The organism is Amycolatopsis sp. lyj-109 (genome assembly GCF_046548995.1).
GTDB lineage: Bacteria > Actinomycetota > Actinomycetes > Mycobacteriales > Pseudonocardiaceae > Amycolatopsis.
On sequence record NZ_JAJPWR010000010.1, the window covers coordinates 12,945 to 26,430 of the forward strand.

Here is a 13,486-nt window from a genome sequence, read left to right on the forward strand (position 1 = left end):
CTGACCGCTCACGAACCGAGCGCGAACCGCCGTTGACCGGCCTCCTCGACCGCCTGCTCGGGCGGCATTTCCCGGCCGCGGTCGAACGCCTCGGCGTAGGCCTCGGCGCCGATGCGTGCCCGGACGCGGTCCACCACCGCGGCGACGTCGGCGTCCCCGGTCACCGGTGCGCCGCGCAGGCCGACGGCCACGCCGAGCAGGAACGCGGCCCGCTCGTCCTCCTCCCGCGCGGCGAGGACCCCGGCCAGTCCTTCGATCGCCTGGGCCGCACCGGGCAGGTTCGCGTGTTCCAGCGCCGTGGCCAGTGCTTCCTGGTGCAGCTCGGTGGCCTCGTCGAGGCGGCCTTCGGCGGCCGCCGTCCAGCCGAAGCCGGTGTGGACGCGGATCCGCGTCTCGCCGCCGGTCACCGGGTCGGCGGCCAAGGCGAGCGCCGCGGTGTACCAGCGCCGGGCCGCGGCCAGGTCGCCCGCGCGGCGGGCGATCTCCCCCAGGCCGCCGTGGGCCCGGGCGAGCGTCACCGGCGTGCCCGCGGCGCGCGCCTGCTCGGCGGCGGCTTCGTAGTCGGCCTTCGCCGCTTCGGCGTCCCCTTGCCGCAGGACGCCGTCGGCGCGCCGGCAGAGCAGGTCCGCGGCGTCTTCGGCCGCGCCGAGCTCGCCCGCCAGCCGGACCGACTCGTCCATCAGCTCGCGGAACCGCGCGTGGTCGCCGCGCCAGTCCGCGAACTCCGCGAGCTTCTCCAGCGCACTGGCCTCGCCCCAGCGGTCGCCCAGGGTGCGGAAGGCGTCCAATGCCGCCGCGAAGTGCCCTTCGGCTTCGGCGATCCGGCCGCGGTATTGCGCGCCGAGGCCGTCGCCGATCCGCGCGAACGCCCGGGACCACGCGTCCGGGCCGATCAGCGCGGCCAGCCGTGCGCCGTCCTCGGCCTTGGTGCGCGGGGAAAACGCCCACAGCAGGAAGAGGTACGGGTATTCGAGCGGCCCGGCCAGCTGCCGCAGGATCGGCTCGATCGCGACGTCGGTGTCCGACGCCTGGATCACGCACAGGACGTATTCCTCGGCCAGCCCCGGCGGCGGTTCGGGGCCGACGGCGGCGAGCACGGCGTCCACGATCGGCGTTGCCTCGTTGCGCAGGCCGCGCAGCCACCAGTACCAGGACAGGGCGGCGATGAGCCGCAACGCGGTCTCCGGCTCTTCGGTGGCGCTCCAGCGCAGGGCCGCGTGCAGGTCGGCGTGTTCGGCGGTCAGCTCGGCCAGCGCCGTGAGCTGGTCCGCGCCGCGCAGTTTCGGCTCGTGGGCCGAGGCGAAGTCCAGGAAGTACTTCGCGTGCGCCGCGCGCCGGTCCTCGCCCTGCTCGGCGCAGAAGGCGCGGATGGTCTCCAGCATCCGGTACCGGCCGCCGCCGAACTCGACCAGGGACTTCTCGACGAGACCGGTGAGCGCGGCGTCGGAGCCGGCGCAGACGCGCTCGACGGCGGCCGGTCGCGCGCCGCCGGCGAAGACCGCGAACCGGGCGGCCAGCAGCTGTTCGTCCGGGTCGAGGAGGTCCCAGCTCCACTGGACGACGCCGCGCAGGGTCCGGTGCCGGGGCTCGGCGGTCCGGTCGCCGCGCGCGAGCAGCCGGAACCGGTCGCCGAGCCGCGCGGCGACGTCCTCCACCGGCAACGACCGCAGCCGGGCGGCGGCGAGCTCGATGGCCAGCGGGAGGCCGTCGAGAGCGGCGCAGATGCGGGTGACCGCGCCGGGATCGAGTGCCTCGCCGGGGGCGACCGCGGCGGCGCGGTCGGTGAACAGCCGTGCCGCGGCGTCGGCAGGAAGCGCGCCGACCGGCACCAGCGTCTCGCCGGTCAGGCCCAGCGCTTCGCGGCTGGTGGCCAGCACGCGCAGGCCGGCGCACTCGCCCAACAGGCGCCGCACCAGCCGCGCGGCCTCGGCGACGACGTGCTCGCAGTTGTCGAGCACCAGCAGCAGCGGCCGGTCGGCGAGCCCGGCGGCCAGCCGGTCGGCCGGGTCGGCGGCCGCGCCCGGCGTCAGCACGCCCTGTTCCCGCAGGCCCAGCGCGGCGAGGATCGGGCGCGGGACCTCGGTGGCCGTCGCGAGTTCGACGAAACACACAGCTTCTCGGGGGTCCGGGTGGCGAAGCCCCCGGCCCGGGGCGAAGCCTCGGTTGTCACACACAGCTTCTCGGGGGTCCGGGTGGCGAAGCCCCTGGCCCGAGGCGAAGCCTCGGTTGTCACAGACCTCGCCCGCCGCCCGGGCCGCGGCTTCGACGGCGAGCCGGGTCTTGCCCGCGCCGCCCGGTCCGGTGAGCGTGACGAGCCGGGCGTCACGCAGGGCGGCGGTGAGCCGGTCGAGTTCGGCGCGGCCGACGAACCCGGTGAGCGGCACGGGCACCCGGCGGGCCGGGACAGGCGCGGCGGCCCGCAGGACCGCGGTGTGCGCGTCCGCGAGCTCGGCCGACGGGTCGGCGCCGAGTTCGTCGGCCAGGCGCTCCCGCATCTCCGCGAAGGCCGCCAGTGCTTCGGCGGACCGGCCGCTGCCGTGCAGGGCCCGCAGGAACTGGGCGGTCAGCCGTTCGCGCAGGGGGTGCTCGCGGGTGAGCTCCCGCAGCCCGGCGACGAGCCGCTCGTGGTGGCCGAGCGCGAGCCCGGCTTCGACGCGGTCCTCGGTCGCGGCCAGCCGCAGTTCCGCCAGCCGGGCCGCGCGAGGTGGGTCGGCGAGCCCGTCGAGCGCCGGGCCGCGCCACAGCGCGAGCGCTTCGGTGAGCAGCTCCAGTTTCGTTGCGGGACCGGGGGTTTCCCGTGCTTGCGCGGTGAGGCGTTCGAAGCGGTGGACGTCGACGTCCTGGGGGTCGACGGCCAACCGGTAGCCGGCGGGGGTGAATTCGACGAGGCCGTCGGGTGCGCCGCCGTCCCGCAGCCGCCGTCGCAGCCGCGAGACCTGGGACTGCAGGGCTTCCGCCGCGCCCTCGGGCGGGTGCTCGCCGTGCAGGCCGTCGATCAGCCGCTCCGCGCTGACGACCCGCCCGGCGTCGAGGGCGAGCAGGGCGAGCAGCCCCCGAAGCTGCGGGCCGCCGAGGGCGACCGGGGTCCCGTCGGGACGGCGGGCTTCGACCGGCCCGAGGATGGCGAACTGCACGCCGCCGATTCTGGCCCAGGGCGCGGGTCCGGTGGTCGGCTTTCGCCGAACCGCGCCGCGGTCGCGACGATCCCGGCCCCACAGGCCCCCCCGGTCAGCTTCCGGTGATCCGGACCGACCGCATCCCCGCCTCGAGGAACTCCAGCAGCCGCGTGGCTTCCCCTTCGATCTCCGCCCGCTCCCCCGCCGTGAGCCGGTCGTGCGCGGTGACTTCCAGGGCGGCTCCCATCAGCCGCCAGTCCGCGCGGTAGAACCCGTCCACCAGCAGCGTTCCCCGCGAAGCGCCGTTGCCCGGCGGCAGCGGGACCCGTCGGCCGGGCGGGAGCACGCGGGCCCGGTCGGCGTGCGAAAGCAGGACGTTGTCGTACTCCGGCAGGAACCGCACCGGCGCCGGAGTCTCCGAGTCCGGGAGCACACCGTCTTCGACGTCGTACAGCACCTCGCCGGACTCCGCCCGGGACGTCCGCAGGCCCATCGGCTCCACGATCTCCCGCAGCTTCGTCAGCCCGGACCACGCCTGGACGTCGGCGACCGAAGCCGGGCCGAACGCGCGAAGGTACCGCCGCACCACGTCCTCCAGCGACGGCCCGTCGGCCAGCGGACCACCGAGCCAGCTTTCGAGGGTGGTCAGGGTGGCCGGGCCGGTCGAACCCCACACGCCGCGGGGCGTCACCTGCGCGGTCGGCACCAGGTAGCCGACCGCGTACGAGAGTGCTTCGGCGTCGTGCTCCGGCCACCGCGAAGCCAGTGCGTCCTGCAGCTGCCGCCGGGTCCGGGGCCGCTCGTCGAGCAGCTGACGGCCGAAGCGGGCCACCGCGCCGAGATCGGCGTCGCCGACGCGGCGGCCGAAGTGGCCGGTGTAGCCGCCGGCGACGACCCGCTGGACCAGCGGCCGCAGCACCCGCGCGTCTTCGGCGAGGACCAGGTGGACGGTCCCCCGCATCAGCAGCCCGCGGACGGCGTGCCGGCCGGTGAGCAGGGCCGCCAGCTCGTCCGGCCGGAATCGGGCGAGCCGCGTCCACAGCCCGACGTACGGCGCGAGCGGTGCCTGCGCCTGCATCCCGACGAGGTGCCCGAGCATCGCCGCGGGCGGCAACGACGTGCGGTCCAGAAGGTGCTGCCGCGCGAGCAGCGCCCGGTTGAGCGCGCGGACGTTCACGGCCGCAGTCCGCGGAAGAACGCGCGGACGTCGGCGACGAGCAGTTCGGGCTCCTCCATCGCCGCGAAGTGGCCGCCCTCGGCAAAGTCCGACCAGTGCGCGATCTTCTCGTCGGGGTCCATGATCCGCCGCACCACCGGCGAGGTGTCGAACACGGCCCAGCCCGCCGGGACGTCCGACGGCGCCAGCCAGCCGTGTCCCGAGTGGGCCGCCTCGTACAGGAACCGGGCCGCGGTCGCGCCGCTGCGGGTGAACCAATAGATGCTGACGTTGGTCAGCAGCCGGTCGCGATCGATGCCGTCCGCGCCGGTCCACGCTTGGAACTTCTCCGCGATCCAGGCCAGCTGGCCGACCGGGGAGTCGGTGAGCGCGGCCGCGATCGTCTCGGGCTTGTGCGACTGGAGGTCGAGGTACCCGCGCCCGGCCTGCCAGGCCGCGCGGGCGGCGTCCAATTCGGACTGTTCGGCCTCCGACAGGCCGTCCGGCAGCGGCAGCTGCTCACCGGCCAGCGCGATCGTGCCGCGGTCGCTGTTCACGTGGGTGCCGATGACGCGGTCCGGGTACAGCGCCGCGAGCCGGCCGGTGACGCCCGCGCCGAGGTCGCCGCCCTGCGCGGCGAACCGGTCGTAGCCGAGGCGGGTCATCAGCTCGGCGAACGCGTCGGTCGTGCGGGCCAGCTCCCAGCCGGGGCCGCTCAGCGGGGTCGAGAACCCGAACCCGGGCACCGACGGGACGACGACGTGGAAGGCGTCCGGGCCCGGCTCGGTCAGCGGGCCGATGACGTCGAGGAATTCGGCGATCGAGCTCGGGTAGCCGTGGGTGAGCAGCAGCGGCATCGCGTCGGCCTGCGCCGAGCGGAGGTGCAGGAAGTGGATGGTCTGTCCGTCGATCTCGGTCGTGAACTGCGGAAACGCGTTGAGCGCCGCTTCCTGGGCGCGCCAGTCGAAGCCGTCGCGCCAGTACTCGGCCAGCGTCCGGACCGCGGAGGCCGGGATGCCGCGGGACCAGTCCGGCTCGTCGCCGGGCACGGGCTCGGCGAACCGGGCCGAGGCCAGGCGGCGGTGGAGGTCGTCCAGCTCGGCCTGCGGGATGTCGATGCGGAAGGGACGGATTTCGTTCGTCATGAGCAGCACGTTAGGAGCCATTGCGGAAGACTTCCTTCCGCGATTCGTGCGATCCTTCAAGAATGTTGCAGACCTCCGCCCGCCTCCTGCGGCTGCTGTCGCTGCTCGAAACGCGGCGTGACTGGACCGGCGCCGACCTGGCCGACCGGCTGGGCGTCACCGCGCGCACCGTCCGCACCGACATCGGCAAGCTGCGGGAGCTCGGCTACCCGGTCGAGGCCGCCCCCGGCGTCCAGGGCGGCTACCGCCTCGGCGCGGGCGCGCAGCTCCCGCCGCTGCTGCTGGACGACGACGAAGCCGTGGCCGTCGCGGTCGGGCTGCGGACCGCGACGGGCGTCGCCGACATCGGCGAGACGTCGGTGCGAGCGCTCGCGAAGCTGGAGCAGGTGCTGCCGTCGCGGCTGCGGCACCGGGTGCGGGCGCTGCAGACCGCGACGGTCGCGGTGCCCGGCGCCGGCCCGGCCGTCGACGCCGACGTGCTCACCGCAGTCGCGACGGCGATCCGGGCGAGCGAGCGGCTGCGCTTCGACTACACGAGCCACCAGCGCACGCCGAGCCGCCGCGACGTCGAGCCGCACCGGCTGGTCAGCTGGGGACGGCGCTGGTACCTCGTCGCCTGGGACACTGCCCGCGACGACTGGCGCACCTTCCGCGTCGACCGGATGACGCCGAAGGTGCCGAACGGCCCGCGCTTCGCCCCGCGCGAGCCACCGGAGGGCGACGTCGCGCAGTTCGTCCAGCGCAGCGTCGGCTCGGCGACCTGGCGGTTCCACGCCCGGGTGCGGCTGCACGCCTCGGTGGAGTACGTCCGGACCCGGCTGCCGATCGCGGTCGACGTGACGCCCGAGGGGCCGGACCGCTGCGTCGCCGAGGTCGGCTCCGACAACGCGCAGACGCTCGGGCTGTACCTGGGCCTGCTCGACGTCGACTTCGAGGTGCTCGACGCGCCGGAGCTCGCCGAGGCGCTGGCGAAGACCGGCGAGCGGTTCCTGCGGGCCGCTAGCGCAGGGAGTCCGCCAGTTCCTGGATGATCTCCATTTGTCCCCGCGCGCCGACCTCCATGCCGGACTGCAGGATCGTGTCGCGCAGTTCCTTGCTCCCGGTTTCGGTCAGCAGCTCCAGGCGCGTGCGGTCGCCGTCGAGCGCGGTGAACGTGACGGTGTTGAGCGGGCCGTCCACGTCATCCGGGTCGACGCCGGGCAGTTCGAACACCTCGGTGTAGACAAGCCGCTCGTCCGGCACGATCTCGCGGTACTCGCCGTGGAAGCCGACCTCGGCGCCGTCGTTCGTCTTCAGCACGAACCGCCAGCGGCCGCCGGGCCGCAGGTCCAGCTTGACTTCGGTGGTCGTCCCGCGGTGGCCGCTCCACCAGCGGCTCACCAGCTCCGGGGTGGTCCACACGCGGTAGACCAGGTGCTTCGGCGCGTCGAACTCGCGGGTGATGAGGATCCGGTCGTCGGTGGGGGTGGTGATCTCCACGTTCACTGCTCCTGTTCCTTGAGGTCCTCGAGGACGTCGTCCATCAGGTCGAACCGCTCCGCCCACGTCCGTTCGTAGCGCTTGACCCAGTCGTGGATGGGCTTGAGCGCGGCGCCGTTGAGCCGGTAGAGCCGCTGGCGGCCGTCGCCGCGCACGTCCACCGCGCCCACTTCGCGCAGCACCCGCAGGTGCTTCGACACCTGGGGCTGAGCCAGGCCGAGCAGGTCGACGAGGTCGCCGACCGACCGCTCGCCCGCCATGAGGACGTCGAGGATCTGCCGCCGCCGGGGTTCGGCGACGGCGTTGAAGGTGTCGGCGGTCGTCGCTGCTCGTGCCACGCGGCCATCATATTCCCATATGGGTATACGTCAAGCCCGCATCCTGGGCACGCTGGGCGCACGCCGGTTCGTCTGTCACGATCGGGCCATGACCAGCCGGGCGGTGAGTCCACAGAGGACGGACGCGCGCGGGGCCCGGCGCAGCGCCAGTGCGAGCGCGGTCCTGCGGGCGGTGCTCGACGACGGCCCGATCGCGCGCAGCACCATCGCGCGGCGGACGGGGCTGTCCGCGGCGGCGGTCACCGGGCACACCGCCGAGCTGGCCCGGCTCGGGCTGCTGCACGAACTCCCGGAAGCGGATTCACGCGGGAGCGTCGGACGGCCGCATGTGCCGATCGACCTCGACACCGGGCGGCACGTCGCCGGCGCGCTGCACCTGGCCGTGCACCACGCCACCGTCGCCCTGCTCGACCTGCGCGGGAACGTCTTGGTGCAGCACGAAGAACCGCACGACGGCCTGGCCGCGGAAGACCTGCTGGCCCGGGCCGCCGAGATCTTCGACGACCTCCTGCTCGGGCACGCCCCGGACCGCGAGCCGCTCGGTCTCGGCGTCGCCACCGGCGGCTGGGTCGACCGCGCGTCCGGCACCGTGGTCGAGCACCCGCTGCTCGGCTGGGAGAACGTGCCGGTCCGCGACCTGCTGACCGGCAGCACCGGGCTGCCGGTGGAGGTCGACGGGCACGCGCGGGCGCTGGTGCACGCCGAACGGCTCTTCGGGCACCCCCGGGCCCGCGACAGCGTCGTGCAGCTGTTCACCGGCAACGTCGTCGACGCCGCGTTCGCCACCGGCGCGAGCGTGCACCACGGGCCGCGCTCGGCCGCGGGCGCCGTCGCGCACTTGCGCGTCGACGACAGCACCGAGCCGTGTCGCTGCGGGCGCACCGGCTGCCTGGAAGCGGCCGTTTCGGAGGCAACACTCGCGCGCAAAGCCGCGGAAACCGGATTGATCGCGCGCCCGGACTTTCCGGAATTGCTCGCGCTGGCCGCCGAAGGCGATTCCACGGCACTGCGGATGTTCCACGAACGCGCACGGCTGATCGGCCAGGCGGCCGCCCTTCTGCTCGACGTGCTGAATCCTGCCGTGCTCGTGGTGGTCGACCGGAGTGTAGCCCAGGTGCCGAGCTGCCTTCCCATCATCCGGGACGAGGTCGGCAACCGGTCCCGCTGCCCCGATTCGGCGGAAACCGTTGTGGGCACGAGCTTCCCGGGCACCGAGCTGGCGACAGCCGGCGGCGCCGTGCTCCTCGACGTGCTCTACGAAGACCCGCTCGGTCCCCTTCTGACCGGGTTGCCGCGCGCCTCGTGAACCGCCGGAGTTATTTCACGAACTCGCAAAATTGACCGTCCGTCCGGGCGCCGCCAACAATTGTGGCATCCCCACCGACTCCCGGAACGGACGAAACCACCGTGAAGAAAATCCTGCCTCTGTTCGCCGCCGCCGCGGTGCTGCTGGCCGGCTGCGCTTCGGCGACAGCCACCGGTGCGCCCGGCCAACCCGAGAAGCTCGAACTGCGCTACCAGGGCAGCGCCAACGCCGTGACCCTGCCCGAACTCGCCGAAGACCTGGGCTACTTCGGCCCGGTCAAGCTGAAGTGGGTCGGCAACACGATCAGCGGCCCGCAGGACATCCAGTCGGCGGCCACCGACCAGACCGACTTCGGCGGCGCCTTCACCGGCGCGGTCGTCAAGCTCGTCGAGGCCGGCGCCCCGGTCAAGGCGGTCGTCAACTACTACGGCTCCGACGACAAGGCCTTCCTCGGCTTCTACACCAAGGACGACAGTCCGATCCGGACCGCCCGTGACCTGATCGGCAAGAAGGTCGGCGTCAACACCGCCGGCGCGAACCTCGAAGCCGCGCTCGACACCTGGCTCAAGGGCCAGGGCCTGTCCGACGCCGAGATCAAGCAGGTGCAGCTGGTCGTCATCCCGCCGGTGAACGCCGAACAGGCGCTGCGCAACGGCCAGCTCGACGTCGCCGCGCTGCAGGGGATCCTGCAGGACCACGCCGTCGCGGCCGGCGGCGTGCGCGCGCTGTTCACCGACGTCGGCGCGTTCGGGCCCTACAACGGCGGCCCGTACGTGCTGCGCACCGACTTCATCAAGAAGTACCCGGAGACGGCGAAGATCTTCGTCTCCGCCGTCGCGCGGGCGATCGAATGGGAGCGCACGACCCCTCGCGACGAGGTGATCGCCCGCTTCACGAAGATCATCAAAGCCCGCGGCCGCAACGAAAGCACCGACACGCTGAAGTACTGGAAGAGCGTCGGCATCACCCACGGCGGCCTCATCTCCGACGCGGACTACACGCGGTGGGAGCCGTGGCTGAAGCAGGAGGGCTACCTCAAGCACGACAAGATCGACACCTCGAAGCTCTACACCAACGAGTTCAACCCCTACCGCGACGGCGCCCCGGCGGTGACCAAGTGATCAGCATCCGCGCGGTGACCAAGACCTTCGGCGAACTCACCGCCCTCGACGACGTTTCCCTCGACATCGCCGACGGCACGTTCCTGTCCCTCGTCGGCCCCAGCGGCTCGGGCAAGTCGACGCTGCTCGACCTGCTGGGCGGCCTCGCCACCCCGACGTCGGGCGAGGTGCTCATCGACGGCGTGCCGGTGCGCGGCCCTGGGCTCGACCGCGGGGTCGTCTTCCAGCAGTACGCGCTGTTCCCGTGGCGCACCGCCCGCGCCAACGTCGAGTTCGGCCTCGAAGGCGGCCCGCTCGGCAAGCGGCAGCGGGCCGAACGGGCCCGCGAATACCTCGCTCTGGTCGGACTGTCCGGCTTCGAGGACCGCTACCCGCACGAGCTGTCCGGCGGCATGAAGCAACGCGTCGCGATCGCCCGCAGCCTCGCCTACGACCCGGCCGTGCTGCTGATGGACGAGCCGTTCGCCGCGCTCGACGCGCAGACCCGCGAGCAGCTGCAGGAGGAGCTGCTGCGGATCTGGCGCCGCACCGGCAAGACGATCGTCTTCATCACCCACGGCATCGACGAAGCCGTCTACCTGGGACAACAGGTCGCGGTGCTGACGTCGCGGCCCGGGCGGCTCAAGGCCGTCGTCGACGTCGACCTCGGCGACCGCACCGGTGACGTGCGCTCCGGGCCGGAGTTCGGACGGCACCGCCACCGGCTCTGGGAACTCCTGCACGACGAGGTCCGCAAGGCAGCCGAACACGAACGGAGCGCGGCCCGATGACCACCACCCTCGAAGCCCCCGCCGTCCACACCGGACTCCCGGACCCGCCGCCGAAGCCGCGCCGATTCCGGAAGAAGCTCACCCGGGCGGTGCACGCGTCGGCCGCGGTGGTGCTGTTCGTAACGCTCTGGGAACTGGTCCCCCGGTTCGTCCTCGACGAGGGCACTCGGACGTTCCTTCCGCCGCTGTCGGAGGACCTGCAGGCCCTGTGGGAGCTCGTCCTCGACGGCGAACTCGCCGACCACCTGCTGGCCAGCGTCGGACGGTCCGCCGCCGGGTTCGCCGTGGCCGTCGCGGTCGCGGTGCCGCTCGGGCTGCTGATCGGCTGGTACCGACCGGTGGCGCGGTTCCTGCAGCCGCTGCTGGAGCTGGCTCGCAACACCGCCGCGCTGGCGCTGCTGCCGGTGTTCACGCTGCTGCTCGGCATCGGCGAGCTGTCGAAGGTCAGCCTCGTGGTCTACGCCTGCGTGTGGCCGGTGCTGCTCAACACGATCGCCGGGGTCAACACGGTCGATCCGCTGCTGGTCAAGGCGGCCCGCTCGCTGGGGCTGTCCAGCCCGCGGTTGTTCCGGAAGGTGATCCTGCCCTCGGCGGTGCCCACGGTGTTCACCGGCATCCGGATGGCGGCGTCGTATTCGATCCTGGTGCTGGTCGCCGCGGAGATGGTCGGCGCCAAAGCGGGCCTCGGCTACCTGATCAACACGAGCCAGGTGAACTTCCAGATCCAGCAGATGTACGCCGGGATCATCGCGGTCTCACTGCTCGGCGTGCTCGTCAACGCCGGCTTCGTCGCGCTCGAACGGCGGTTTTCCACCTGGCGCCCCAAGGAGAAGCCATGATGCACCTCAACGCGTTCGTGATGCCAAACGGCCACCACGAAGCCGCCTGGCGGCACCCCTCGACCGACCCGCACCGGGCCCGGGCGCTGCAACACTACGTCGACATCGCGCGGACCGCCGAGCGCGGCAGGCTCGACTCAATCTTCCTGGCCGACGGCGTCGCCCTGTGGGGCAACGTCAAGCACAACTCCCACAGCCACTTCGAACCGCTGACGCTGCTGTCCGCGCTCGCCGCGTCCACGGTCCACATCGGACTGATCGCGACGGCGTCGACGACCTACAACGAGCCCTACCACCTGGCGCGGAAGTTCGCCTCGCTCGACCACCTCTCCGGTGGCCGCGCGGGCTGGAACATCGTCACCTCGGCGGGCATCGACGAAGCCCGCAACTTCAACCTGGCCAAGCGCCCGTCGCACTCCGCCCGCTACGAGCGGGCGGACGAGTTCATCGAGGTCGTCAAGAAGCTGTGGGACAGCTGGGACGACGACGCCGCGGTCGTCGACCGGGCGAGCGGGGTCTACGCCGACACCGGCCGGATCCGGGCGATCGAGCACGACGGCCCGCATTTCCAGGTCCGCGGACCGCTCAACATCGAACGGCCGGTGCAGGGCCACCCGCTGCTCGTCCAGGCCGGGTCGTCGGAGACCGGCAAGGAATACGCGGCCCGGCACGCCGAAGCCGTCTTCACCGCACAGCAGACGTTCGCCGAGGGCAAGGCGTTCTACGACGACGTCAAAGGCCGGCTCGCGAAGTACGGCCGCACGCCGGACGAGCTCAAGATCCTCCCCGGGATCTCGCCGATCCTCGGCCGCACCGAGGCCGAAGCGCGTGAGCGGGAAGCCGAGCTGAACGCCCTGATCACCCCGGACTACGGGCTGCAGCAGCTGTCGAAGATGCTCGACCACGACGTCACCGGCTACCCGCTGGACGGCCCGCTGCCGGAAGTCGGCAGCTTCACCGAGGGCGGCCAGAGCCGGTTCGACCTGGTCGTCGGCCTGGCCCGGCGCGAGGACCTGACCATCCGGCAACTGCTGGAACGGCTGGCCGGCGGGCGCGGGCACCGCGTCTTCGCCGGGACACCGGTCCAGGTCGCCGACGAGCTGGAGGCGTGGTTCCGCGGCGGCGCCGCCGACGGCTTCAACGTCATGCCGCCCACCCTGCCCGGCGGGCTCGACGACTTCGTCGACCTCGTCGTCCCGGAACTGCAGCGGCGCGGGCTCTTCCGCACCGAGTACTCCGGCACCACCCTGCGCGAGCACTACGGCCTCGCGCGACCCGTCAACCGCAACCGAGTGAAGGAGCCCGCATGACCACCATCGGCACCGACGTCCGCAAGCTGACCGGGAGGATCGGCGCCGAAATCGTCGGCTTCGACCCGGCCGGCGACCTCGACGCCACGCAGGTCGCGTTCCTGACCGACGCCCTCCACGAGCACAAGGCGCTGGTGTTCCGGGGCGCCCGGCTCGACGACGAGGGCCAGCAGCGGTTCGCGGCGCACTTCGGCGAGCTGACCAAGGCCCACCCGACGGTGCCCGCCGTCGACGGGGCGCCGACGATCCTGCCCGTGGACAGCGAGCGGGGCCGCGCCAACCACTGGCACACCGACGTCACCTTCGTGCTCAACCCGCCGAAGGCCAGCACGCTGCGCAGCCTGGTGGTACCGCCGTACGGCGGGGAGACGCTGATCGCGAACGCCGCCGCGGCCTACCGGGACCTCCCGGAGCCGCTGCGCGCGTTCGCCGACACGCTGCGGGCGGTGCACACCAACGACTACGACTACGTCCAGCCGCCGGAGACCGTGGACGAGCAGGAGCGGGAGCGCCGGGCGCAGTTCGTCTCGCGGAAGTACCGGACCGTCCACCCGGTGGTGCGGGTGCACCCGGTGACCGGCGAGCGCGGCCTGTTCATCGGCGGGTTCGCCCAGCGGATCGAAGGGTTGTCGGTGAGCGAGTCGCGGGACCTGCTGCGGCTGCTGCAGTCCTACGTCACGCGGCCGGAGAACGTCGTGCGGGTGGCCTGGGAGCCGGACCAGCTGGTGCTGTTCGACAACCGGATCACCCAGCACTACGCGATCGACAACTACGACAACCTGCCGCGGCGGCTCAACCGCGTCACGGTGGCCGGCGACATCCCCGCCGGCGTCGACGGGCGGGCCAGCGAATCGCTCGAAGGTGACGCGTCGCACTACACCTCCGTCGCCTAGTACTACAGGGACA

12 protein-coding genes are annotated in these 13,486 nt (G+C 72.8%); 7 read left to right on the forward strand and 5 right to left on the reverse strand.

Annotated features, from left to right (window positions below; genetic code table 11):
* Positions 1-8: 8 nt before the first annotated feature.
* The 3 genes from ACLJQF_RS22755 to ACLJQF_RS22765 all read right to left on the reverse strand — a co-directional run bounded on the left by ACLJQF_RS22755 (position 9) and on the right by ACLJQF_RS22765 (position 5,417).
* Positions 9-3,134 carry an ATP-binding protein gene (locus ACLJQF_RS22755; RefSeq protein ID WP_410611422.1) on the reverse strand — a complete coding sequence of 1,042 codons (3,126 nt, stop codon included), beginning with the start codon at positions 3,132-3,134 and terminating at the stop codon, positions 9-11.
* A gap of 94 nt (positions 3,135-3,228) precedes the next feature.
* Positions 3,229-4,293: a winged helix DNA-binding domain-containing protein gene (locus tag ACLJQF_RS22760; protein ID WP_410611424.1), complete on the reverse strand. Its 1,065-nt coding sequence runs from the start codon at positions 4,291-4,293 to the stop codon at positions 3,229-3,231.
* A complete protein-coding gene (locus ACLJQF_RS22765; RefSeq protein WP_410611426.1) occupies positions 4,290-5,417 on the reverse strand; it encodes an epoxide hydrolase family protein in 1,128 nt (375 codons plus the stop codon). The genes ACLJQF_RS22760 and ACLJQF_RS22765 overlap by 4 nt, the downstream gene beginning before the upstream one ends.
* A 62-nt stretch (positions 5,418-5,479) precedes the next feature.
* Between ACLJQF_RS22765 and ACLJQF_RS22770 the strand changes: the two genes are divergently transcribed.
* Complete coding sequence (locus ACLJQF_RS22770; protein WP_410611428.1) at positions 5,480-6,448, forward strand: helix-turn-helix transcriptional regulator; 969 nt, start codon at positions 5,480-5,482, stop codon at positions 6,446-6,448.
* On the opposite strand, the gene ACLJQF_RS22775 is transcribed toward ACLJQF_RS22770, so the two are convergent.
* Both ACLJQF_RS22775 and ACLJQF_RS22780 read right to left on the reverse strand, forming a co-directional pair.
* Positions 6,417-6,896 (reverse strand): SRPBCC family protein, encoded by a 480-nt coding sequence (locus tag ACLJQF_RS22775; protein WP_410611430.1) that lies wholly within the window; start codon positions 6,894-6,896, stop codon positions 6,417-6,419. The genes ACLJQF_RS22770 and ACLJQF_RS22775 overlap by 32 nt on opposite strands.
* 2 nt (positions 6,897-6,898) lie before the next feature.
* Positions 6,899-7,234, reverse strand: coding sequence for an ArsR/SmtB family transcription factor (locus ACLJQF_RS22780; RefSeq protein ID WP_410611432.1), 336 nt, complete (start codon positions 7,232-7,234; stop codon positions 6,899-6,901).
* 88 nt (positions 7,235-7,322) lie between these two features.
* Here ACLJQF_RS22780 and ACLJQF_RS22785 point away from each other — a divergent pair, with 88 nt between their 5' ends.
* The 6 genes from ACLJQF_RS22785 to ACLJQF_RS22810 all read left to right on the forward strand — a co-directional run bounded on the left by ACLJQF_RS22785 (position 7,323) and on the right by ACLJQF_RS22810 (position 13,473).
* Positions 7,323-8,540, forward strand: coding sequence for an ROK family protein (locus tag ACLJQF_RS22785; protein ID WP_410611433.1), 1,218 nt, complete (start codon positions 7,323-7,325; stop codon positions 8,538-8,540).
* 101 nt (positions 8,541-8,641) lie between these two features.
* Complete coding sequence (locus tag ACLJQF_RS22790) at positions 8,642-9,661, forward strand: ABC transporter substrate-binding protein (RefSeq protein ID WP_410611435.1); 1,020 nt, start codon at positions 8,642-8,644, stop codon at positions 9,659-9,661.
* Positions 9,658-10,431, forward strand: coding sequence for an ABC transporter ATP-binding protein (locus ACLJQF_RS22795; protein WP_410611437.1), 774 nt, complete (start codon positions 9,658-9,660; stop codon positions 10,429-10,431). Before ACLJQF_RS22790 ends, ACLJQF_RS22795 begins: the two co-directional genes overlap by 4 nt.
* Positions 10,428-11,270 carry an ABC transporter permease gene (locus tag ACLJQF_RS22800; protein WP_410611439.1) on the forward strand — a complete coding sequence of 281 codons (843 nt, stop codon included), beginning with the start codon at positions 10,428-10,430 and terminating at the stop codon, positions 11,268-11,270. The genes ACLJQF_RS22795 and ACLJQF_RS22800 overlap by 4 nt, the downstream gene beginning before the upstream one ends.
* On the forward strand, positions 11,267-12,580 hold the full coding sequence (locus ACLJQF_RS22805) for an LLM class flavin-dependent oxidoreductase (protein WP_410611441.1): 1,314 nt from the start codon (positions 11,267-11,269) through the stop codon (positions 12,578-12,580). Before ACLJQF_RS22800 ends, ACLJQF_RS22805 begins: the two co-directional genes overlap by 4 nt.
* On the forward strand, positions 12,577-13,473 hold the full coding sequence (locus tag ACLJQF_RS22810) for a TauD/TfdA dioxygenase family protein (protein ID WP_410611443.1): 897 nt from the start codon (positions 12,577-12,579) through the stop codon (positions 13,471-13,473). Before ACLJQF_RS22805 ends, ACLJQF_RS22810 begins: the two co-directional genes overlap by 4 nt.
* Positions 13,474-13,486 lie beyond the last annotated feature (13 nt).